Here is a 21,392-nt window from a genome sequence, read left to right as displayed (position 1 = left end):
CCTCCACACTGATCGCACCTGACCACTTTGACTAGGACCACGACGATGGACGAGAACAAGAAGCGCGCCCTTTCCGCCGCATTGACCCAGATCGAGCGCCAATTCGGCAAGGGTTCGGTGATGCGCATGGGCGACCGGGTCATCGAGCCCGTCGAGGTCATCCCGACCGGTTCGCTGATGCTGGATCTGGCACTGGGCATCGGCGGCCTGCCCAAGGGACGTGTGGTCGAGATCTACGGTCCCGAGTCCTCCGGCAAGACCACGCTGACCCTGCAGGCCATCGCCCAATGCCAGAAGCAGGGCGGTACGGCGGCCTTCATCGATGCCGAGCACGCACTGGATCCGATCTATGCCGCGAAACTGGGCGTGAACGTGGACGACCTGCTGCTGTCGCAGCCCGATACCGGCGAGCAGGCGCTCGAGATCGCGGACATGCTGGTCCGGTCGGGTTCCATCGACATCGTGGTCATCGACTCGGTGGCCGCGCTGACGCCGAAGGCGGAAATCGAAGGCGAGATGGGCGAGATGCAGGTCGGCCTGCAGGCCCGCCTCATGAGCCAGGCGCTGCGCAAGCTGACCGGCACGATCAAGAAGTCCGGCTGCCTCGTGATCTTCATCAATCAGCTGCGCATGAAGATCGGCATGATGATGCCGGGCCAGAACCCCGAAACCACGACCGGCGGCAACGCGCTGAAGTTCTACGCCTCGGTGCGTCTGGACATCCGCCGTATCGGCTCGGTCAAGAAGGGCGACGAGATCATCGGCAACGAGACCAAGATCAAGGTCGTCAAGAACAAGCTCGCACCGCCGTTCAAGCAGGTCTTCACCGAGATCCTCTACGGCGAAGGCATCAGCCGCGAGGGCGAACTCATCGATCTCGGCGTCGACCACAAGCTCGTCGAGAAATCGGGCTCCTGGTACAGCTACAACGGCGAGCGCATCGGCCAGGGCAAGGACAACGCGCGTAATTTTCTCCGGGAGCACAAGCAGGTCGCCGAACAGATCGAGGCGCAGCTGCGCATCAAGATGCTGCCCGAGCGACGCAACGTCCCGAGCCCCGAGGTCGTCGAGCCCGAGGAAGCCTGATTGCGGCCCGTCGCGACGAAGGTGCGTCGCGACGGCCGTAGCGGATCGGCCGGGTCGACCGCAGCAGGCATACCATGATGTCGAGACGGCCGCGCGAAAGCGGCGACAGCGAAAGCCGCGATGGCGAGTCCGGCGACAGCCGCAACGGCGGCCGTCGCGACGATGCGCGGAAGCCGGCAGCGAACGCCTACGGCAAGGCACTCGGCTTGCTGTCCCGGCGCGAGCACTCCGAGCGCGAACTCAAGCGCAAGCTGGATCGGACCGGCTACGACGCGGACCAGGCAACTGCCGCGCTCGCGCAACTGCAGCAGCAGTCGTTTCAAAGCGACGCGCGGTTCGCGCAGTTGCTCGTGCGCAGCCGTGTCGGCCAGGGGCAGGGGCCCCGCCGCATCCTCGCGGAACTGCGCACTCACGGCATTGCGGATTCCGAAGCCCGCGACGCGCTGGACGAAGAGGGGGCCGACTGGATCGCCCTCGCGCGCCAGATCTATCGCCGCCGTTATGGCGCGAAGCCGGCGGCAGATCGGCAGGAAACGGCCAGGCGCGCGGCGTTCCTCTTGCGCCGCGGCTTTGATGCCGCCACAGTAAGGGCCATCACCCACGCCGACGACGTGGACGACTCCGCCGAGGAGTTCGATTAGGGATGGTCTGAACGGACGTGCCGACCTTCGCGGCCGGTGCGGTTTTTCCGTATCCACGATTTCGATCCCGATCTGCACGGGATGGCAGCTGATCCGAGCGTCCCAGGCATTCTTGGCCGTTGTTCCGCAGGCGTGCACTCATTCCGCCTTCAGTGACGACGACCATGCGCAGCAGTGCAGAAATCCGCCAGAGCTTCCTCGACTTTTTCAAGAGCAAGGGTCACGAAGTCGTGGCTTCAAGCCCGCTCGTGCCGGGCAACGATCCGACGCTGCTGTTCACGAACGCCGGCATGGTCCAGTTCAAGGACGTGTTCCTCGGCTCGGAAAAACGCAGCTACACGCGCGCCGCGTCGTCGCAGCGCTGCGTGCGTGCCGGCGGCAAGCACAACGATCTCGATCAGGTCGGCTACACCGCGCGGCACCACACGTTCTTCGAGATGCTCGGCAATTTCAGTTTCGGCGACTATTTCAAACACGACGCGATCACTTATGCCTGGGAGCTTCTGACCGACGTCTGGAAGCTGCCGAAGGAACGCCTGCTCGTCACCGTCTACCACACCGACGACGAGGCCTTCGACATCTGGAACAAGGTCGTCGGCCTGCCGGCGGATCGCATCGTCCGCATCGGCGACAACAAGGGCGCGCCGTTTGCGTCCGACAATTTCTGGCAGATGGCCGATACCGGTCCCTGCGGACCCTGTACGGAAATCTTCTACGACCACGGCGACCATATTCCGGGCGGCCCGCCGGGCTCGCCCGACGAGGACGGCGATCGCTTCATCGAAATCTGGAACAACGTTTTCATGCAGTTCGATCGCGCTGCGGACGGCACGCTGACGCCGCTGCCCGCGCCCTGCGTCGATACGGGCATGGGGCTCGAGCGCATTTCCGCCGTGCTGCAGCACGTGCATTCGAACTACGAGATCGACCTGTTCCGGCACCTGATCGAGGCGGCGGCGGAACTGACCGGGACCGCCGACCTCGAGAACAAATCGCTGCGCGTCATTGCCGACCACATTCGCGCCTGCAGCTTTCTCGTCGTCGACGGCGTGCTGCCGTCCAACGAAGGCCGCGGCTACGTGCTTCGCCGCATCATCCGGCGCGCGCTGCGCCACGGCTATATGCTCGGCGTGCGCGGCGCGTTCTTCCACAAGATGGTCGCGGCGCTCGTCGACCAGATGGGGGCGGCGTATCCGGAGCTCGTCGAAAAGCGCGACCTCGTCGAGCGCGCGCTCGCCGCCGAGGAAGAGCGTTTCGGCGAGACGCTCGGCAAGGGCATGAAGCTGTTCGAAGACGTTGCCGCAAGAAGCACGTCGGTGATTCCGGGTGCGGATGCATTCCGCCTCTACGACACCTACGGTTTTCCGGTAGACCTGACGGCCGACATCGCACGCGAGCGCGGTCTCAGTGTCGACATGGAAGGCTATGAGCGCGCGATGCGCAAGCAGCAGGAAGATGCCCGCGGCGCGAGCCAGTTCGAATCCAAGGTGACGCTGTCCGCCGAAGCGATCCAGCAGCTACCCGCGACGAAGTTCCTCGGCTACGACGAGGCCGCTTCCGACGGACTCGCCGTCGTCGGCATCGTGCGCGGCTCGCGCCTCGTCGACGAACTCGGCGACGGAGAAGAAGCGACGCTCGTGCTCGACCGCACGCCGTTCTACGCCGAGTCCGGCGGCCAGGTCGGCGACATCGGCGCGCTCGTTTCGGCCGCGGGCCGTTTCGTCGTGCGCGACACGGTCAAGCTCGCCGGCACCTTCCACGGCCACGTCGGGCGCTGGGAAGGCAGCTCCTTGCGCGTCGGCGATTTCCTGCGCGGCGAGATCGACGCGCACCGCCGCGCGGCGATCGTGCTCAACCACTCGGCGACGCACCTCATGCACGCCGCGCTGCGCAAAGTGCTCGGCACGCACGTCACGCAGAAAGGCTCGCTGGTCGCACCGGATCGCCTACGTTTCGACTTCTCTCACTTTCAACCGGTAACGGCCGACGAACTGCGCGAGATCGAAGATCTGGTCAATGCCGAGGTGCGCCGCAACGCCGCGGCCGACGTGCGCAACATGGCGTATAAGGACGCGATCGACTTCGGCGCAATGGCGCTGTTCGGCGAGAAGTACGGCGAGCACGTGCGCGTGCTGAAGTTCGGCGAATTTTCGACCGAGCTGTGCGGCGGCACGCACGTAGGCCGTACCGGGGACATCGGCCTGTTCAAGATCCTGAGCGAAGGCGGCGTCGCCGCAGGCATTCGGCGCATCGAAGCAGTGACGGGGGCCGGCGCGCTCGCGTTCGTGCGCGAAGAAGAGCGGCGTCTCGACGAGGTCGCGCAGCTGCTCGGCGCGTCGTCGGCCGACGTCGCCGACAAGCTGCGTCAGCTGTTCGATCGCCAGAAGCGCGTCGAGCGCGAACTCGAATCGTTCAAGGCGAAAGCCGCGGGTGCGGCGACCGCACAGCTTGCCGACGCCGCGCTCGACGTCGGCGGCAGCAAGCTCGTTGTCGCGCGCGTCGACGGCCTCGATGCGAAGGCGCTGCGCGAAGCGGTCGACCAGCTCAAGGCGCGGTTGCCGGACTGCATCGCATTGCTGGCTTCCGCAGCGGACGGAAAAGTCTCGCTCGCTGCCGGCGTGCAGGGCGTCGCGCTCGGCAAGGTCAAGGCCGGCGATCTGGTCGGCTTCGTCGCGAAGCAGATCGGCGGCAAGGGCGGCGGTCGTCCCGACTTGGCGCAGGGCGGCGGCGACGATTCGCCGGCGCTGCCGCGCGTGCTCGGCGACGTGCGGGGCTGGGTCGAGCAGCAGCTTGCCTAGACGCATCCGTGATGTTTTCGGTGATAGCGTCGGTCGCACGAATGCGCTTTTGCACTAGGGCATGACCGACGCCAAACCTGACGAAAGTAATGCGTAGCTTCAATTGCGTGGCCCCAAGGTGTCCGCTAGTATCCCTGCGGCGTGGTCGCCCCCAATTCGCAGAAAAAAACGCAGTGGCGACTGACACGATTTGCGGAATCTTCCGCGATTCGTGAGCAATGGGGAGGACCGCCGAATCAGCTGCCATGCTGTCGAATCGGTCCCGTGCGCATTCGCGATCACCAGTGTGCGGTTGCCAGGACGTAGGGCCGGGACGTAGGGCGAAAGGAGAAGAAGATGCTGATTCTGACTCGCCGGGTCGGAGAGACCCTGATGATCGGAGACGAAGTCACGGTCACCGTGCTCGGTGTGAAAGGCAACCAGGTCCGCATCGGCATCAATGCGCCGAAAGACGTGGCTGTCCACCGCGAGGAAATCTACCAGCGCATCAAGCGAGAGCAGGAACCGGGTGCCGGCACGGCCGGTGGCGAATCCTGAGTAGCGGGCTTTACCCGGCGCCGATGAGCCGTTATTCTTCCGCGCCTCGTTTCGCCGCAGCCGGCGATGCGAAAGACAATCCGGAGAGATGCCCGAGAGGCCGAAGGGGCTCCCCTGCTAAGGGAGTATAGGGTCAAAAGCTCTATCGAGGGTTCGAATCCCTCTCTCTCCGCCAGATACGAAAAGGGGCCGTCAGGCCCCTTTTTCGTTGGAGCATCGCGACGCAGCGTTCCCTTGCTGCGCGCGCCCCGCATGATCGCCCGGCCGGCACTTTCCCTGCGTACGCATCGATGTGATCCGGTTCACGTCGTGCATGCCGTGGCCTCGCTCATGAGCTCCCGCGCTCACCGCAAACCGGCCGACGCCGTGCAAAGTGGAAGTCGCACGCGACGCGTCGGACGATCGCCGGAACGTCGCGCGGTTTGTTTTCTTTTTTATAAATTCATTTTTATGTTTGCGCTTCATGTTCGGTATTGCCGTCGCGCCGACTCATGCAGTGCATTCGCTCTGGCCGCGCAGCGGGCCGCCGCGTCGAAGAGCCGACTGCAACGTTACTGAAAAAAATTTCGCGAAACCTGTTGACGAACACAGCCTCGATACGAATAATTCCGCCTCTCGTCGGGGCGGCAACGTAACGGCGGGGCGGCGCAAGGGATGCACCGCATCAGCAGGGAAGGCAAGGTTAGTGCGCGCCCGTAGCTCAGTTGGATAGAGTACCAGGCTACGAACTTGGTGGTCGGAGGTTCGAATCCTTCCGGGCGCGCCATTTTTCGAGGGTGCCGCGGCACCCTTTTGTTTGGCGACGGCTTCAGTGTCGCACGCGATTGGTTGAGGGGTTGCAGGCCTTTGCCCGGTAATTGACGGTGTAGGCAGGCATCCGTAACATCCTCGTTTCTTTGGGATTGTCACGGGTGACCGAAGTCTGGACTGACGGGGTATAGCTCAGCCTGGTAGAGCGCTAGCTTTGGGAGCTAGATGTCGAGAGTTCGAATCCCTCTACCCCGACCAGCGTGCGCAAGCCAGAGACTGCGCCTGTAGCTCAACCGGATAGAGCATCGGCCTTCTAAGCCGACGGTTGCAGGTTCGAGTCCTGTCGGGCGCGCCAATGCGATCGTAAGTTTGCGGTGGATGTAGCTCAGTCGGTTAGAGCATCGGATTGTGATTCCGAGGGTCGTGGGTTCGAGTCCCATCTTCCACCCCATTGTGGGCCGCTAGCTCAATTGGTAGAGCAGCGGACTCTTAATCCGTAGGTTCCCAGTTCGAGTCTGGGGCGGCCCACCATCTTCCTTTCGTCGGTTCTCACGTGATTTTCCGCAAAGTTGAGCGCAACCGGAATCCGGTCGATTCCGGCGGTGTGCGAATGTGGCGGAATTGGTAGACGCGCTGGATTTAGGTTCCAGTGGGGCAACCCGTGAGAGTTCGATTCTCTCCGTTCGCACCAGATCAGACTTCATGGCCGCGCGGCCGCCGGAACGGCGGGCACGCGGCCGATCGCCGTTCGAGGAGCAACAATGCAAGTTTCCGTTGAAAACGTGGGCAAGCTCGAGCGCAAGCTCACCGTGCGGGTTCCGGCCGACCAGCTCGACAGCCAGGTCAAGAGTCGCCTTGTCGACCTCGGCCGCAACGTTCGTCTGAACGGTTTCCGTCCGGGCAAGGTGCCGGCCAAGGTCATCGAGCAGCGCTTCGGTGCCCAGGTTCGCAACGAAGCGATGTCCGAGCTGATCCGCTCGACGCTGGTCGAGGCGATGGAAGGTCAGAACCTGCGTCCGGCCATGCCCCCGTCGGTTGCGACGACCGGCGCGCCGAGCAACGGCGAAATCGAATACACCGCGACGTTCGAAGTCATGCCGGAACTCGGCACGATCGATGTTTCCGGCCTCGAGATCGTGCGCGCATCCGCCGACGTCACCGACGCCGACGTCGACACCATGATCGAGACCCTGCGCCAGCAGCGCCGCACGTTTGCGCTGGTGGATCGCCCCGCGGCCGTCGGCGACATGGTGCTGTTCGAATACTCGGCCCAGGCCGGCGACTACCGCTTCCCTGCCGAAGGCAATGACCGCGTCGGTACCGTCATCGGTTCGGGCGCGCTGTTCAAGGAACTCGAAGACAGCCTGGTCGGCCTCAAGGCCGGCGACGAGAAGACGCTGACGCTGACCTTTCCGGCGGAATTCCGCAACGAGAACCTGGCCGGCAAGGAAGCGCAGGTCGCGGTCAAGATCGTCCGCGTCCAGGTGCAGGAACTCCCGACGCTCGACGACGCGTTCTTCTCGAGTTTTGGCATCGTCGACGGCGGCCTCGACAAGTTCCGCGCCGACGTGAAGGCCAACCTCGAGCGCGAGCTCAAGGGCACGCTGCTCGGCCGCCTGAAGACGGAAGTCGTCGAGAAACTGGTTTCCGCCCATGCGGATATCGAGCTGCCGAAAGGCATGATCGATGCCGAAGCCGAATCGCTCGTGCGCCAGGCCGAGGCACAGGCGCGCCAGCAGGGCCAGACCGCCAATGTCACGGCTGCAGCGTTCGCCGACGTGGCCCGCCGCCGCGTCGCCGCCGGCCTGCTGCTCAGCGAGATCGCGCGCCAGAACGACATCCGCCTGGATTCGCGCCGTGTTGCCGAAACCCTGAGCACGATCGCGTCGACCTACGAAGAGCCGGAACAGGTGGTTGAACTCTACAACCGGGATCCCCAACTGATGAACGCGCTGCAGAGCCGGGTCATCGAGGATCAGGTGACCGAGTGGATCGCCGATCACGCGAAAGCGACCGAGCAGAAGCTCGGGTTCAATGAAGTGATGCGACCGACGGCTTGAGTCCCGACGGCGGGGCAGGCCGGATGGCTTGCCCCGTCTCCATTTTGCAGGCGCGCTCGGCGTTCGTCGCCGGCAGGCCGATACTGACCCCTGGCCCGGGTAGATCTGATTCGGAGTGATCCATGTCCAAGGGTTTTGAGCCGATCCGCAATCTCAATCTCGTGCCGATGGTGGTCGAGCAGACCTCCCGCGGCGAGCGCGCCTACGACATCTATTCGCGCTTGCTCAAAGAGCGCGTGATCTTCCTCGTGGGCCCGATCGACGACTACATGGCCAACGTCGTCGTCGCGCAATTGCTGTTCCTCGAGTCGGAAAACCCCGACAAGGACATCAATCTTTACATCAACAGCCCGGGCGGCTCGGTCACGGCCGGCATGGCGATCTACGACACCATGCAGTTTCTGAAGCCGGACGTCAGCACCATGGTCATCGGTCAGGCCGCCAGCATGGGTGCGCTGCTGCTGACCGCGGGTACCAGGGGCAAGCGCTACGCGCTGCCGAACTCGCGCGTCATGATCCATCAGCCGCTCGGCGGATTCAGCGGTCAGGCGTCGGATATCGACATTCACGCGCGCGAGATCCTGACGATCCGCCAGCGCCTGAACGAAATCATGGCCAAGCACACGGGCCAGGCAATCGACATCATCGCCCGGGACACGGATCGCGACAATTTCATGAGCGCCCCGGACGCGCAGAAGTACGGCCTGATCGACGCCGTGCTCGAAAAGCGCCCGTCGGACAGCGTCAAGTCCTGATCCCGACCGCCCCCCGTTCCCGCCGGACCTCGCCACGCCTGCGCTTGCGCCGCGGGCGTAGCGGGTTCTATTCTTCGTGACGAATACGTTATCCCGCGTTTTTGAGGCAGAGCATGACTGACGATCGGCAGGGCCGTTCGGGCGACAGCGGAAAGATTCTCTACTGTTCGTTCTGCGGCAAGAGTCAGCACGAGGTCCGCAAGCTGATTGCCGGTCCGTCGGTGTTCATTTGCGACGAATGCGTCGAGCTGTGTAACGACATCATCCGCGAGGAACTCGAGGAGAAGGCCGCCAGCGCGCGCAGCCATCTGCCGAAGCCCCGCGAGATCATGGACGTTCTGGATCAGTACGTCATCGGCCAGATGCGGGCGAAAAAGACGCTCGCCGTCGCGGTCTACAACCACTACAAGCGCCTCGAGACCCGTCAGAAGAGCGACGAGGTCGAGCTCGCGAAGTCCAACATCCTGCTCGTCGGCCCGACAGGCTCTGGCAAGACGCTGCTTGCCGAAACGCTTGCGCGCCTGCTGAACGTGCCGTTCACGATCGCCGACGCGACGACCTTGACCGAAGCCGGCTATGTCGGCGAAGACGTCGAGAACATCATCCAGAAGCTGCTGCAGAAGTGCGACTACGACGTCGAGAAGGCGCAGACCGGTATCGTCTATATCGACGAGATCGACAAGATCTCGCGCAAGAGCGAGAACCCGTCGATCACGCGCGACGTCTCGGGCGAAGGCGTGCAACAGGCGCTGCTGAAGCTCATCGAAGGCACGATCGCGTCGGTGCCGCCGCAGGGCGGTCGCAAGCACCCGCAGCAGGAATTCCTGCAGGTCGATACGAAGAACATACTGTTCATTTGCGGCGGTGCATTCGCGGGCCTGGAAAAGATCATCCAGCAGCGCGGCGAGTCGACCGGCATCGGTTTCTCGGCCGACGTGCGCAGTAAGAAACAGACGAACTCGGTCGGCAAGGTTCTGGCCGACGTCGAGCCGGAAGATCTCGTCAAGTTCGGTTTGATCCCGGAGTTCGTCGGCCGCCTTCCGGTATTCGCGACGCTCGAGGAACTCGACGAGATCGCGCTCGTCAAGATTCTTACCGAGCCGAAGAATGCGATCGTCAAACAGTTCAAGAAATTGTTCGAGATGGAAGGCGCGGAACTCGAATTCCGTCCCGAGGCGCTGACCGCCGTCGCGCGCAAGGCGCTCAAGCGCAAGACCGGTGCGCGCGGTCTGCGCACGATCCTCGAGCAGGTGCTGCTCGATACGATGTATGAGCTGCCGTCGCTCGAGCACGTCAGCAAGGTCGTCGTCGATGAGGCCGTCATCAACGGTCAGGCCGAGCCATATCTGATCTACCGCGGCAATCTGCAGTCGCGCGCTGTCGCCGAATAACGACGCCCGCATCGAACCGGTCGCGTCATTCGCGCGACCGGTCTCCTCCGCGATCCGCTCACGGATATTCGCGAAAATCCGCTTCTGCGCTGAACGCGCCGCCTCCGCGACGCGGTGCCGGCACGCAACTCGCATGCGCACCTTGCATTCGTTCACGTCGTCCGCACTTGACGCTCCATCGGCCTGCGCTCAGGCTGGCCCCGTATCCGCTCGACCCGACAGGTCGCCGCCAGGAACCGCTTCATGGAAAAGTCCGAAAAATCCGTCGCTTCCGATCCGCGCGCGCTGGAGCTGCCGGTTCTGCCGTTGCGCGACGTCGTCGTCTATCCGCACATGGTCATTCCGCTGTTCGTCGGCCGCGAGAAATCGATCCGCGCGCTCGACGTGGCGATGGAAGGCGACAAGCAGATCCTGCTCGTGGCGCAGCGCAGTCCGGATGTCGACGACCCGCGCGAATCCGATCTGCATTCCGTCGGGACGCTCGCTACGCTGCTGCAACTGCTGAAGCTGCCTGACGGCACGATCAAGGTGCTCGTCGAGGGCGCGGCGCGCGCTGACATCAAGGGCTATCGCGACGTCGACGGCGTCATGGTCGGCAAGGTCGATGCGCTCGATCCGGTCTATTCGCGCTCCGAACGCGAAATCGAGGTCGTGTCGCGCTCGCTGGTTTCCACATTTGAGCAATTTGTAAAACTAAACCGGAAGGTGCCGCAGGAACTGCTCGCGACGCTCGCGGGCATCGACGACCCGAGTCGTCTCGCCGATACGATCGCCGCGCACCTGTCGATCCGACTCGCCGACAAGCAGCGCCTGCTCGAGATGGTCGACGTCGGCGATCGCTTCGAAGCGCTCATGGGTTTCGTCGACGGCGAAATCGACGTGCAGCAGATCGAGAAGCGCATCCGCGGCCGCGTGAAATCGCAGATGGAAAAGAGCCAGCGCGAGTACTACCTCAACGAGCAGATGAAGGCGATCCAGAAGGAACTCGGCGATCTCGAGGAGACACCGAACGAACTGGACGAACTCGCGCGCAAGATCAATGAAGCCGGCATGCCGAAGCCGGTGGAGACCAAGGCCCGCGCCGAGCTCAACAAACTCAAGCAGATGTCGCCGATGTCCGCCGAGGCGACCGTGGTGCGCAACTATGTCGACTGGCTCGTCGGCGTGCCGTGGAAGAAGGCGAGCAAGGTACGCAAGGACCTCAAGGTCGCGCAGGACGTGCTCGACGAAGACCACTTCGGACTCGAAAAGGTCAAGGAACGGATCCTCGAATATCTTGCGGTGCAGCAGCGCGTCAACAAGATGAAGGGCCCGATCCTGTGCCTGGTCGGACCTCCGGGCGTCGGCAAGACCAGCCTCGGTCAGTCGATCGCGAAGGCGACGAACCGCAAGTTCGTGCGCATGTCGCTCGGCGGCGTTCGTGACGAAGCCGAGATCCGCGGTCATCGCCGCACGTATATCGGCTCGATGCCGGGCCGCATCGTTCAGAACATGACGAAGGCCGCGACGCGCAACCCGCTGTTCGTGCTCGACGAGATCGACAAAATGTCGATGGACTTCCGTGGCGATCCGTCTTCGGCGCTGCTCGAAGTGCTCGATCCCGAGCAGAACAACGCGTTCAACGACCACTATCTCGAAGTCGATCTCGACCTCTCGGAAGTCATGTGGATCGCCACGGCGAACTCGCTGAACATCCCGGCGCCGCTGCTCGACCGCATGGAAGTGATCCGCATTCCGGGCTACACCGAAGAAGAAAAGATCAACATCGCCAAGCGTTACCTGCTGCCGAAGCAGATCAAGGCGAACGGTCTCAAGCCCGAGGAAATCAGCGTCGAGGAAGAAGCGATCCGCGACATCATCCGCTACTACACGCGCGAATCCGGCGTGCGCAATCTCGAGCGCGAAATTTCCAAGGTGTGCCGCAAGGTCGTCAAGGAACTTTCTCTGCGCGAAAGCGAGATGAAGGACAAGGAGAAGCCGAAATCCAAGGGCAAGGCGGCGGCGAAGCCGGCGACCGTGCGCATCGACTCGGCGAATCTCGACCAGTATCTCGGAGTGCAGAAGTTCACTTTTGGCCGCGCCGAGCTGCAGAACGAAGTCGGCCTCGTGACGGGTCTGGCCTGGACCCAGGTCGGCGGCGATCTGCTCAGCATCGAAGGCACCGTCGTGCCGGGCAAGGGCAAGCTCATTCACACGGGCCAGCTCGGCGACGTGATGCAGGAGTCGATCCACGCGGCGCTCAGCGTCGTGCGCGGACGTTCCGATCGCCTCGGCGTCGATCCGGAGTTCCATCAGAAGTACGACATCCATATCCACGTGCCGGAAGGCGCTACGCCGAAGGATGGTCCCAGCGCCGGCATCGCAATGTGTACCGCGCTGGTTTCCGCATTGACCAAGGTGCCCGTGCGCTCCGAGGTCGCGATGACCGGCGAGATCACGCTGCGCGGTCGCGTACTGCCGATTGGCGGTCTCAAGGAGAAGCTGCTCGCGGCTCATCGCGGCGGCATCACGACGGTGATCATTCCCGAGGAAAACAAGAAAGATCTCGTCGATATTCCCAGGAACGTCACCGAAACGCTGGAGATCCACGCTGTACGTTGGATCGACGAAGTGCTCGATATCGCACTCGAGCGGCCGCTGACGCCGGTTCAGAAGTCCGAATCCGGAACCGAAAAGGGAGCCGCGGCCGACAGCAAGCGCGACGAGGGCACCGAGCCTCAGCCGGTGCGGCCGCACTGAAATTCGGCGATATTCGAGGAACGAAACGGCGGCCGCGTGCCGCCGTTTTCATGTCCGCGGCCATGCCGCGAATCGTCATGTATGGGACGTCGACAACCCGGCCGGAAACGCGGTAAAACCCCGCAAAATGGCGCCAGAACTCAGGTTGCGCGCCTACTAGGCCGCTGGTATAAAGGCCGGGACGTGGTCCGAGTGACTGCAAAGGTCCGGGCGATCACGGGGTCCGCGAAGCGCACTTTTCCGAATATTGCCCGGTGTTCCAGGGACAGAGTCGTTTCGCCACAGAACAAGCGTAGCGGGTCGCAGTTTCCGAGAGGGATTGTTAAATGAACAAATCAGAATTCGTGGGTGCGGTTGCCGATGCCGCCGAGCTGACCAAGGTTGATGCCGCCAAAGCCGTCGACGCGATGGTCGAAGTCATCACCAAGGCGCTCAAGAAGGGCGACACCGTCTCCCTCGTCGGCTTCGGCACTTTCGCGGTGCGCAAGCGCGCCGCGCGTACCGGGCGCAATCCGCGTACGAACGAAGAGATCAAGATCAAGGCGTCCAAGAACCCGGCCTTCAAGGCTGGCAAAGCCCTCAAGGATGCCCTAAACTAACCGGCTCCCGCGGGGGTGCTTAGCTCAGCGGTAGAGCGTCTCCCTTACACGGAGAGGGTCGGGGGTTCGAAACCCTCAGCACCCACCAATGCCGTGGAGTGGTAGTTCAGTCGGTTAGAATATCGGCCTGTCACGCCGAGGGTCGCGGGTTCGAGTCCCGTCCACTCCGCCACGTTTCAAAGGGCGCCGCATCAGGCGCCCTTTTTTCTATCCGGCTCGCGGTGACATACCGTGTCGCCGGGATCGCAGGTGGCAGCGCCTCGGGTCGCTGCCGCGGAACATCACTAAAGTTCAGGCAAGCCTCATGTTGCAATCGCTGCGAGACAAGACTTCCGGACTGATAGCGAAAATCGTGCTCGGCGCGCTGATTATCGTGTTCTCGTTCTTCGGCATTGAATCGTATTTTGTAGGCCGCAACGACACGTGGGTCGCGAAGGTCGACAAGGCCGAGATTTCGGCGGAACAGTTCCGCGATCGCTTCCAGAGCTATCGTCAGAACGTGCTGCAGCGTTCCGGCGGTCAGCTCGATCCGGCCCTGCTGGAGCGTCCCGAGATCAAGCGCCAGGTACTCGACGCGCTCGTCGACGAACAGCTGCTGCTCAATGCGAACGAAAAGCTCGGCATCGTCATCACCGACGACCGCGTGCGCGAACTGATCCGCTCGATTCCGCAGTTCCAGGTCGAAGGCAAATTCGACGAGAACGCCTACCGCGCGACGCTGGCCGGCGCGCGCATGTCGCCGCTGCAGTTCCAGGAAGACCGGCGCAAGGCGCTCGCCACCGACGAACTGCGTTCGCTGGTCGGCTCCATCGGCATCGTGACGGCGCATGACATCGACGCGCATATCCGCTTGCGCGACCAGACCCGCGACCTGCGCACGCTGACGATTCCCAAGCCGGCCGACGCCCCGAAGATCGACGATGCGGAAGTGGAAAACTTCTACAAGTCGCACAGTTCGGAATACATGACGGCCGAGCAGGTGTCGCTCGAATACGTCGAGTTCGACGCCAAGGCGGTCAAGATCGCCGAGACGCCCGACGAATCGGTTTTGCTCGAACGCTACGAGCGGGAGAAATCGCGTTACCTGACGCCGGAGCAGCGCCTGGTTTCGCACATCCTGATCACGGCCAAGGGCGGCGACGCCGACGCGCAGAAAGCGGCGCTGGCCAAGGCGCAGCAGATCGCGAAGACCGTCCGCGACGGCAAGGATTTTGCGGCGGCGGCAAAGGAATCGTCCGAAGACCTCGGCTCGAAGGCGCAGGGCGGCGATCTGGGCTGGATCGAGGCGGGCGTCGCCGACGCCGCGTTCGAAGCGGCGCTGTTTGCGATGAAGAAGGGAGAGGTTTCCGAGCCGGTATTGTCGGGCGAGGGCTACCACATCATCCAGTTGCGCGATATTCGCGAGCGCAAGGAAAAGACCTTCGCCGAGGTCAAGCCGGAGCTGACCAAGGCCTATCTCGACACCGAGCGCGAGCGCGTGTTCGGCGAACTCGCCGGCAAGGTCGCCGACGAAGCCCTGAACGATTCGGGTTCGCTGGCTGCGGCCGCGAAGGCTGCCGGCGTCGAGCCGCAGAAGACCGCGCTGTTCCCACGCACCGGCGGCACCGGCATTGCGGCCAATCCCGCGGTGATCAAGGCGGCGTTCTCCGACGGCGTGCTCGTGCAGGGCAGCAATTCGGATCTGATCGATCTCGCACCGGACCATAAGGTCGTCGTGCGCATCGCTGATCACAAGCGCAGCGAACCGCGTCCGCTCGACGAAGTGCGTGAGGAAATCCGTGCGCGCCTCGTGCGCGACGCGGTTGCCAAGCAGGCGCGTGAGCGCGCCGATGCATTGCTGGAGCGGCTGCGCAAAGGCGAAAAGATGGATGCGATCGCGGCCGAGCTGAAGCTCAGCGTCACCGACGCAAAGGGTACGGGCCGCAACGCGGCGAATATCGATTCGCGGATAGCGCAGGCAGCGTTCAAGCTGCCGCGTCCGGCCGAAGGCAAGCCCGAGTTCGGCAGTGTCTCGCTGATCGACGACGCCTATGCGCTGTTCGAGGTCGACAAGGTCGTCGACGGCGATGTCGCGAAAGTCGACGAGGCAGGCCGCGAGGCCATTCGCAACCAGCTGCAGAGCATCAACGCGATGGTCGCGACGAACAACTTCGTCGCATCGCTGCGCAAGTCGGCCAAGATCCAGATCGCCGAAGACCGCATGCAGTGACACGGCGTCTCGGGCTTCTGGTCCGCGCGCCTTCGAACCATGAAAAAGGCTGCCTCACGGCAGCCTTTTTTTGTTGTCCGCGATTCTGCGCTTGCCGCACGAATCTCAGATGCCGGTCATGCCGAGGATGTTGTAGCCCGCGTCGACGTAGGTAATTTCGCCGGTGACGCCGGCGGCGAGATCGGAGCTCAGGAACGCCGCGACGTTGCCGACGTCGTCGATCGTGACGCTGCGGCGCAGCGGCGCGTGCTCTTCGACGTGATCGAGCATCTTGCGGAAGTTCGAGATGCCCGCCGCTGCGAGCGTCTTGATCGGGCCCGCCGAGATCGCGTTGACGCGCGTACCGTCCGGGCCGAGATTGAACGCGAGGTAGCGCACGCAGGCTTCGAGGCTGGCCTTGGCGAGGCCCATGACGTTGTAGTTCGACAGTGCGCGCTCGGCACCGAGATAGCTCAGCGTCAGCACGGAGCCGTTGCGTCCCTGCATCATCGGACGCGCGGCCTTCGCAAGCGCGGCCAGGCTGTAGCTCGACACGTCGTGTGCGATCGCGAAGTTCTCGCGCGTGAGACCTTCGAGGAATTCGCCCTGCAGCGCTTCGCGCGGCGCGAAGCCGACCGAGTGAATGAGGATGTCGAAGCCGTCCCACTGCTTGCCGAGTTCGGCGAACAGGTTCGCGATCTCCGCATCGCTCGCGACATCGCAGGGCAGCACGATGTTGCTGCCGAACGTGTTCGCGGCTTCGTCGACGCGGTCGCGCAGACGCTCGTTCTGATAGGTGAAGGCGAGCTGTGCGCCTTCGCGGTGCATCGCGTTGGCGATGCCCCAGGCGATGGAGCGCTGGCTGGCGATGCCGACGATCAGGGCGCGCTTGCCGTGCAGAAAACCCATGGAACCTCCCGATTCGAAAAGAAACCGTCGCGGCGTGGCGTCATCCCGCGGATGGCGTGTCGTCGTTTCGCGTGCCGCAGCGAGCGGCGGCGATGCGGGGCATCGCGGCGGAAGGACGGCGGATTCATCCGATGGCCGGGCGCGGGACCGCACGCGGGCAACGGCGCAGTGTAGCGGTTTGGACGATGTGCTGCCCGAACGGGCGTTTGCCGCGGCCGCGGGTCAGTCGACGGCCTGGATGAAGAGTTTCTGGCCCGGCTTGAGCTGCGCCTTGTCGCCGAGCTTGTTCCAGCGGCGCAGATTGGTCACGCTGACTTTGTGGGTTTTTGCAAGAGTCCACAAGTTGTCGCCGCCCTTGACCGTGATCGTTGCCGCGTTGCGCTGCTGCGCCTCGGGCGACAGCGGCACGGGCGGCAATGCGGTTCCGACGTCCTTGCCGAGCGCCGAGGGCAGGAACACGGTCGTGCCGGCGGCGAACTCGCGCGATGCGCCCACGCCGTTGGCGGCGCCGACGAGGTCGATCGGCACGGCCGCCGCACCGGCGAGTTCGCTGACGCCCCGGCGTTCGCGCAGCTTGACCGCGTCCCAGGTGCTCCAGGCGCTCGGCGCGAGCTGGGTATAGCGCTGCTGGAACCGCGACAGCGCGGGTTTCGGCAGCAGCAGGTGCATCGGCGAGGTCGCGGAAATCCGCGACTGGCGGTGACCGGCGTTGTAGCGGCGCAGCGTGTCCTCGGGCACGTCGGCCAGGCGTGCGGCGACGCGCATGTCGATCGGCGCGGTCAGCGTGACGCGGACCAGGTGATCCTCGGGCGAGGGCTCCGGCAGGGTAACGCCGAAGCGCTTCGGATCGTTGATCACGCAGCCGAGCGCGAGCAGTTTCGCGAGATGGTCGTGCGTGATCGGGGACAGCTTCAGCGCAGCGATCTCTTCGCGGCTCAGCGTCGAGCGGTTCTGCTGCAGCAGTTTCTTGACGCGGTATTCGCCGGCATTGAACGCCATGTCGACGAGACGCCAGTCGCCGAACACGTCCTGATAGCGTTTGAGCATGCTGACGGCAGCCGTGCTCGAGGCCCAGGCGTCGAGCCGCCCGTCGTAGTGCGGCGATACCTGCAGGCCGACCGAGCGCGCCGTGTCGGGCATGAACTGCCACATGCCGGCGGGCGTGCCGCCGCGGCCGACCACGGGCTCGTAGTGGCTTTCGAGATACGGCAGCAGCGCGAACTCGCCGGGCAGGTCCTGCTGTTCGAGCTCGTCGAGCACGAGCATCAGGAACGGCAGCGCGCGCTTGAGCGAGGCGGCGAACCGGTCGGGGCCTTGCGTGTACGTGCGCGCCCAGCGCTGCACCGCAGGACTGTATTCGCAGCCGGGCATCGCGAATCGCGTGCGCAGGCGCGACCAGACCGAGGCGTCGGCGGCGGCGAGGGTGTTCGTCTCGCCGGGCTCCGGCGGCGGCGCGAGCGGCACGTCGATGCGTTCGGGCGGTGCGATGCGCAGATCGAGCGGCGGCAGGGACGTCGCCGTCGCGATCGCCGACGGCTCGGCGATCGGTTGTTTCGGCGCCGTCGCACAGGCGGCCAGCAGCAGTGCCGGCGCGAGTGCGGTCATACGCGGCCAGCGGCGCGTCACCATGTCGCCGGCGCCCGGAACTGATCCTTGCCGCGGCGCAGCGCGGCAAAGCGCTCGACGCGTGCGCGGGCCGGCACGCCATGCCGTTCGCCCCACGCGATCACAGCCGGTTCGTCCACACGCAGGAACGGATTCGTCGCGCGCTCCTGCGCGATCGTGCTCGGCAGGCTCGGACGACGCGCGTCGCGCAGATCGCGGACTTCGGCGATGCGGGCTGCGAGCCGCGCGTTGTCGGGCTCGACCGTCGCGGCATAAGCGCAGTTCGACCATGTGTATTCGTGGGCGCAGCAGACCGCCGTTTCGGGCGGCAGCGCGGCGAGCGTGTCGAGCGACGCGAGCATCTGCGCCGGCGTGCCCTCGAACAGACGTCCGCAGCCGGCGCTGAACAGCGTGTCGCCGCAGAACAGCACGCCGCCGCCGTGGTAGCCGATGTGGCTGCGCGTGTGCCCGGGCAGGTCGATCACGTTCAGCCGCAGGCTCGGCCGCGCGAGATCGACGACATCGCCACCGCGGACGCGATGCGTCGCATCGGCGATGCGCGCGTCGTCGGGCGCATACACGGCGACATCGCAGGCCGCGCGGAGCGCGGAGACACCGCCGATATGATCGTCATGATGATGCGTAACGAGGATCGCGCACAGCCGCAGGTTGAGCCGTTGCAGCGTGGCGGCGACGGGCTCCGCGGCGCCAGGATCGACGGCGACCGCATGCGTGCCGTCATGGGCGAGCCACAGATAATTGTCGTCGAAGGCAGGAACGGGCTCGAGGCGCAGCACGGCAGTCAGGCGGACAGATCGGGACGGCGGACTATAGCCGCGGGCTGAGCTGTGCTCGTTAAGACCGCTTAACGACGGCACGGTGTTCGCCGATGACGCGCTGCACGACAAGCCGCCCCGACTTGGCGCAGAATCGCTGTCCCCCAAGCCGCCCTGCCTATGCGCCTGCAACTCCAGCCGACTACCCCATCCGCCGCGCTGAATGCGGTGTACGCGCGCGAGCGCGCCGCGCTCGCGCCGGAATGCGCCGGCGTTTTCGGGCGGCAGGGACTGTTCGTCGGCGGCGATGCGGAACTGGCCGGGCATATGGCGACACCGATGCTCGGAAGGCGCATAGGGTTGCGTGTGCTGTCGGCGCATCGTCTCGGCGGCGACACCGTCTGCGAGCCGGGCGACCTGCCGTTTGCCGACGACAGTTTCCGTCTCGTCGTCGTGCAGCACGCGTTCGAACGCGTCGCCGATCCTGCTGCGCTGCGCGACGAAATCGTCCGCGTTCTCGAACCCGGCGGCATCGCGATCGTCATCGGCTTCGCGCGTTACGGGGTCTCTCGCGCCTGGCTCGCCTGGCAGGGCCGCGGCGCCGAGGCGCCGCGTTTCGCCTCCGCCGCGTCGTCGCGCCGCGCGCTGTCGCGGTGCGGTGTCGACGTCTATGCCGAGCGTCGCGTCGGTCATGCGCCGTTCGCGGCCGGCGGTCTGCGCTTCGACGTGCCGCCGGCGCTCCAGCCGAGCTGGATGCTGATCGCGCGCAAGCGCAGCGCCGCGGCGCTCGCGCGCACGCTGCCGGTCGCGCTGCGTCCGCGCCCCGTGCGCGCCAACCTCGCGTCGGGTACGCAACGCGCGAGCGCATGAGCGATTCTTCCGTGGTCCACGTGTTCACCGACGGCGCCTGCCTCGGCAATCCCGGTCCGGGCGGCTGGGCTGCACTGCTGCGTTACGGCGGCGTCGAGAAAGTCATCTCGGGCGGCGAAGCCGAGACGACCAACAATCGCATGGAACTCATGGGCGCGATCGCCGCGCTCGAAGCCCTGACACGGCCCTGCGGCGTGCGCATCACGACCGACTCGCAGTACGTCAAGCAGGGCATGCAGCAATGGCTCGCACGCTGGCAGGCCAACGGCTGGCGCACGTCCGACAAGAAGCCGGTCAAGAACCAGGATCTCTGGGAGCGCCTCGCGGCCGCGGTGGCCCGGCATCGCGTCGAATGGTTCTGGACGCGCGGCCACGCCGGCCATCCCGACAACGAACGCGTCGACCGTGCGGCCCGTAAGGCCGCCGAGCGGCACAAGCAGGAACGCTGATGCGCCAGATCGTGCTCGACACGGAAACCACGGGCCTCGACGCCGCGCGCGGCCATCGCCTGATCGAACTGGGCTGCGTCGAGCTGATGTCGCGCCGCGTCAGCGGCAGCCACTTCCACCGCTATCTCAATCCCGAACGCGACATCGACGCGGGTGCGCAGGCGGTGCACGGAATCAGCATCGAATTCCTCGCCGACAAGCCGCGCTTCGCCGACGTCGTCGCGGAGTTCCTCGACTACATTCGCGGCGCGGAACTCATTATCCACAACGCTGCATTCGACGTAGGCTTCATCGACGCCGAACTCGCGCGGCTCGGTCCGGAATACGGCCGGCTGCGCGATCACGCGACCGTCCTGGACACGCTGGCGCTCGCGCGCGAGATGTATCCGGGCCAGCGCAACAGTCTCGACGCGCTGTGCAAGCGGCTGGACATCGACAACAGCCATCGCGAGCTTCATGGCGCGCTGCTCGATGCGGAAATCCTCGCCGACGTCTATCTAGCGCTGACCGCGGGGCAGGGGGCGCTCGATTTCGCGATCGAGGCCGAGACGCAGGAGGTTCGCCTTGCCGCCGATCACCTGGGCGGCGAGCGCCCGCCCGTGCTCGTGCGCTACGCCGACGCCGAGGAAACGGCGGCCCACGAAGCGCGGCTCGCCGCGATCGACAAGGCCAGCAAGGGCGGCTGCGTCTGGCGTCGCCTGGATGCCGTTCCCGCCTGACCCGAGGCCCGCGCTGTCAGGATCGGCTGCCGGATTGCGTAGTAGCTGCCCGGAGGGCCGCCCGGAAGACCGGCGCGATCCGCAATTCCCGCTGCGAAGGCCGTGGCATAATCGCTCCGCGCACCCAGCAGCCGCCAGGGGTGTTCGCTCGAATGGGGAGTTCGGCGATGAAACTGCGTACGTGGATCGTTGCCGTGTGCGTGTTCCTGCTGCCCGGTGCGCTGTCCGCCTCGGCGGTCGATGCGATCGCGGCGCACAGGCATCTCGGTGTCGCCAGTTGTTCCAACAGCGTCTGTCACGGTGCGTCGCAGGTGTTTCGCGACTCCCACGTGATGCAGAACGAATTTGCGGTCTGGCAGGAAACCGATCCGCACGCGAAGGCCTATGCGATCCTGCAGCAGCCTGCGTCCGCCGAGATCGCGCGCAAGCTCGGCATCGGCAGTGCCGCCGAAGCCAAGATCTGTCTCGACTGCCATGCCGACAACGTACCGGCGGCACAACGCGGCGAGCGCTTCCAGAT

General features: G+C 64.8%; 17 protein-coding genes and 9 tRNA genes. 23 read left to right on the top strand and 3 right to left on the bottom strand.

Annotated elements, in window-relative coordinates; genetic code table 11:
• Positions 1-45 precede the first annotated feature (45 nt).
• The 19 genes from recA to VLF18_RS15770 all read left to right on the top strand — a co-directional run bounded on the left by recA (position 46) and on the right by VLF18_RS15770 (position 15,565).
• The gene (gene recA, locus VLF18_RS15860; protein ID WP_325280601.1) at positions 46-1,086 is read left to right on the top strand and encodes a recombinase RecA; all 1,041 of its coding nucleotides are present in this window, start codon (positions 46-48) and stop codon (positions 1,084-1,086) included.
• Positions 1,087-1,160: 74 nt separating this feature from the next.
• Positions 1,161-1,727 carry a regulatory protein RecX gene (locus VLF18_RS15855; protein ID WP_325280600.1) on the top strand — a complete coding sequence of 189 codons (567 nt, stop codon included), beginning with the start codon at positions 1,161-1,163 and terminating at the stop codon, positions 1,725-1,727.
• 164 nt (positions 1,728-1,891) lie between these two features.
• Positions 1,892-4,525 (top strand): alanine--tRNA ligase, encoded by a 2,634-nt coding sequence (gene alaS, locus VLF18_RS15850; RefSeq protein WP_325280599.1) that lies wholly within the window; start codon positions 1,892-1,894, stop codon positions 4,523-4,525.
• A gap of 336 nt (positions 4,526-4,861) precedes the next feature.
• Entirely contained in the window at positions 4,862-5,062 is a 201-nt protein-coding gene (gene csrA / locus VLF18_RS15845; protein ID WP_325280598.1) for a carbon storage regulator CsrA, read from the top strand.
• An 82-nt stretch (positions 5,063-5,144) separates the two neighbouring features.
• A tRNA-Ser gene (locus VLF18_RS15840) sits at positions 5,145-5,237 on the top strand.
• 514 nt (positions 5,238-5,751) lie between these two features.
• Positions 5,752-5,828 (top strand) — tRNA-Arg (locus tag VLF18_RS15835).
• 165 nt (positions 5,829-5,993) lie between these two features.
• Positions 5,994-6,070 (top strand) — tRNA-Pro (locus VLF18_RS15830).
• A 20-nt stretch (positions 6,071-6,090) separates the two neighbouring features.
• A tRNA-Arg gene (locus VLF18_RS15825) sits at positions 6,091-6,167 on the top strand.
• Positions 6,168-6,186: 19 nt separating this feature from the next.
• Positions 6,187-6,263 (top strand) — tRNA-His (locus tag VLF18_RS15820).
• Between the two features lie 4 nt (positions 6,264-6,267).
• Positions 6,268-6,343, top strand: a tRNA-Lys gene (locus VLF18_RS15815).
• 75 nt (positions 6,344-6,418) lie between these two features.
• Positions 6,419-6,503: transfer RNA gene (locus VLF18_RS15810), tRNA-Leu, on the top strand.
• A 70-nt stretch (positions 6,504-6,573) separates the two neighbouring features.
• On the top strand, positions 6,574-7,872 hold the full coding sequence (gene tig / locus VLF18_RS15805; protein WP_325280597.1) for a trigger factor: 1,299 nt from the start codon (positions 6,574-6,576) through the stop codon (positions 7,870-7,872).
• Between the two features lie 122 nt (positions 7,873-7,994).
• Positions 7,995-8,627, top strand: coding sequence for an ATP-dependent Clp endopeptidase proteolytic subunit ClpP (gene clpP / locus VLF18_RS15800; RefSeq protein WP_325280596.1), 633 nt, complete (start codon positions 7,995-7,997; stop codon positions 8,625-8,627).
• Positions 8,628-8,740: 113 nt separating this feature from the next.
• Positions 8,741-10,018, top strand: a complete 1,278-nt coding sequence (gene clpX / locus VLF18_RS15795; RefSeq protein WP_325280595.1) for an ATP-dependent Clp protease ATP-binding subunit ClpX — start codon at positions 8,741-8,743, stop codon at positions 10,016-10,018.
• A 243-nt stretch (positions 10,019-10,261) separates the two neighbouring features.
• A complete protein-coding gene (gene lon, locus VLF18_RS15790; protein ID WP_325280594.1) occupies positions 10,262-12,757 on the top strand; it encodes an endopeptidase La in 2,496 nt (831 codons plus the stop codon).
• A gap of 326 nt (positions 12,758-13,083) precedes the next feature.
• Positions 13,084-13,356 (top strand): HU family DNA-binding protein, encoded by a 273-nt coding sequence (locus VLF18_RS15785; RefSeq protein WP_257386380.1) that lies wholly within the window; start codon positions 13,084-13,086, stop codon positions 13,354-13,356.
• Between the two features lie 13 nt (positions 13,357-13,369).
• Positions 13,370-13,444: transfer RNA gene (locus tag VLF18_RS15780), tRNA-Val, on the top strand.
• Positions 13,445-13,451: 7 nt separating this feature from the next.
• Positions 13,452-13,528, top strand: a tRNA-Asp gene (locus tag VLF18_RS15775).
• Positions 13,529-13,660: 132 nt separating this feature from the next.
• Entirely contained in the window at positions 13,661-15,565 is a 1,905-nt protein-coding gene (locus VLF18_RS15770; protein ID WP_325280593.1) for a SurA N-terminal domain-containing protein, read from the top strand.
• A 105-nt stretch (positions 15,566-15,670) separates the two neighbouring features.
• On the opposite strand, the gene VLF18_RS15765 is transcribed toward VLF18_RS15770, so the two are convergent.
• The 3 genes from VLF18_RS15765 to gloB form a co-directional block, all read right to left on the bottom strand.
• Positions 15,671-16,453 carry an enoyl-ACP reductase FabI gene (locus VLF18_RS15765; protein WP_325280592.1) on the bottom strand — a complete coding sequence of 261 codons (783 nt, stop codon included), beginning with the start codon at positions 16,451-16,453 and terminating at the stop codon, positions 15,671-15,673.
• Positions 16,454-16,675: 222 nt separating this feature from the next.
• The gene (locus VLF18_RS15760; RefSeq protein WP_325280591.1) at positions 16,676-18,058 is read right to left on the bottom strand and encodes a transglycosylase SLT domain-containing protein; all 1,383 of its coding nucleotides are present in this window, start codon (positions 18,056-18,058) and stop codon (positions 16,676-16,678) included.
• A 17-nt stretch (positions 18,059-18,075) separates the two neighbouring features.
• Positions 18,076-18,855: a hydroxyacylglutathione hydrolase gene (gene gloB / locus VLF18_RS15755; protein WP_325280590.1), complete on the bottom strand. Its 780-nt coding sequence runs from the start codon at positions 18,853-18,855 to the stop codon at positions 18,076-18,078.
• A 159-nt stretch (positions 18,856-19,014) separates the two neighbouring features.
• Here gloB and VLF18_RS15750 point away from each other — a divergent pair, with 159 nt between their 5' ends.
• The 4 genes from VLF18_RS15750 to VLF18_RS15735 form a co-directional block, all read left to right on the top strand.
• The gene (locus VLF18_RS15750) at positions 19,015-19,704 is read left to right on the top strand and encodes a methyltransferase domain-containing protein (protein ID WP_325280589.1); all 690 of its coding nucleotides are present in this window, start codon (positions 19,015-19,017) and stop codon (positions 19,702-19,704) included.
• On the top strand, positions 19,701-20,153 hold the full coding sequence (rnhA, locus tag VLF18_RS15745; protein WP_325280588.1) for a ribonuclease HI: 453 nt from the start codon (positions 19,701-19,703) through the stop codon (positions 20,151-20,153). The genes VLF18_RS15750 and rnhA overlap by 4 nt, the downstream gene beginning before the upstream one ends.
• On the top strand, positions 20,153-20,872 hold the full coding sequence (dnaQ, locus tag VLF18_RS15740; RefSeq protein WP_325280587.1) for a DNA polymerase III subunit epsilon: 720 nt from the start codon (positions 20,153-20,155) through the stop codon (positions 20,870-20,872). The genes rnhA and dnaQ overlap by 1 nt, the downstream gene beginning before the upstream one ends.
• Positions 20,873-21,039: 167 nt before the next feature.
• On the top strand, positions 21,040-21,392 hold a 353-nt coding region (locus VLF18_RS15735; RefSeq protein WP_325280586.1), incomplete at its 3' end, for a multiheme c-type cytochrome.

Origin of the sequence: Tahibacter sp., assembly GCF_035481375.1 — a bacterium.
Taxonomy (GTDB): Bacteria; Pseudomonadota; Gammaproteobacteria; order Xanthomonadales; family Rhodanobacteraceae; genus Tahibacter.
This window is presented reverse-complemented; position numbering and strand designations above follow the sequence as displayed.

Bases quoted from the DNA above. Each gene is read 5' to 3' on its own strand.
- recA (WP_325280601.1), top strand. From the start codon at position 46: ATGGACGAGAACAAGAAGCGCGCCCTTTCCGCCGCATTGACCCAGATC.
- VLF18_RS15855 (WP_325280600.1), top strand. From the start codon at position 1,161: ATGATGTCGAGACGGCCGCGCGAAAGCGGCGACAGCGAAAGCCGCGAT.
- alaS (WP_325280599.1), top strand. From the start codon at position 1,892: ATGCGCAGCAGTGCAGAAATCCGCCAGAGCTTCCTCGACTTTTTCAAG.
- csrA (WP_325280598.1), top strand. From the start codon at position 4,862: ATGCTGATTCTGACTCGCCGGGTCGGAGAGACCCTGATGATCGGAGAC.
- tig (WP_325280597.1), top strand. From the start codon at position 6,574: ATGCAAGTTTCCGTTGAAAACGTGGGCAAGCTCGAGCGCAAGCTCACC.
- clpP (WP_325280596.1), top strand. From the start codon at position 7,995: ATGTCCAAGGGTTTTGAGCCGATCCGCAATCTCAATCTCGTGCCGATG.
- clpX (WP_325280595.1), top strand. From the start codon at position 8,741: ATGACTGACGATCGGCAGGGCCGTTCGGGCGACAGCGGAAAGATTCTC.
- lon (WP_325280594.1), top strand. From the start codon at position 10,262: ATGGAAAAGTCCGAAAAATCCGTCGCTTCCGATCCGCGCGCGCTGGAG.
- VLF18_RS15785 (WP_257386380.1), top strand. From the start codon at position 13,084: ATGAACAAATCAGAATTCGTGGGTGCGGTTGCCGATGCCGCCGAGCTG.
- VLF18_RS15770 (WP_325280593.1), top strand. From the start codon at position 13,661: ATGTTGCAATCGCTGCGAGACAAGACTTCCGGACTGATAGCGAAAATC.
- VLF18_RS15765 (WP_325280592.1), bottom strand. From the start codon at position 16,453: ATGGGTTTTCTGCACGGCAAGCGCGCCCTGATCGTCGGCATCGCCAGC.
- VLF18_RS15760 (WP_325280591.1), bottom strand. From the start codon at position 18,058: ATGACCGCACTCGCGCCGGCACTGCTGCTGGCCGCCTGTGCGACGGCG.
- VLF18_RS15750 (WP_325280589.1), top strand. From the start codon at position 19,015: ATGCGCCTGCAACTCCAGCCGACTACCCCATCCGCCGCGCTGAATGCG.
- rnhA (WP_325280588.1), top strand. From the start codon at position 19,701: ATGAGCGATTCTTCCGTGGTCCACGTGTTCACCGACGGCGCCTGCCTC.
- dnaQ (WP_325280587.1), top strand. From the start codon at position 20,153: ATGCGCCAGATCGTGCTCGACACGGAAACCACGGGCCTCGACGCCGCG.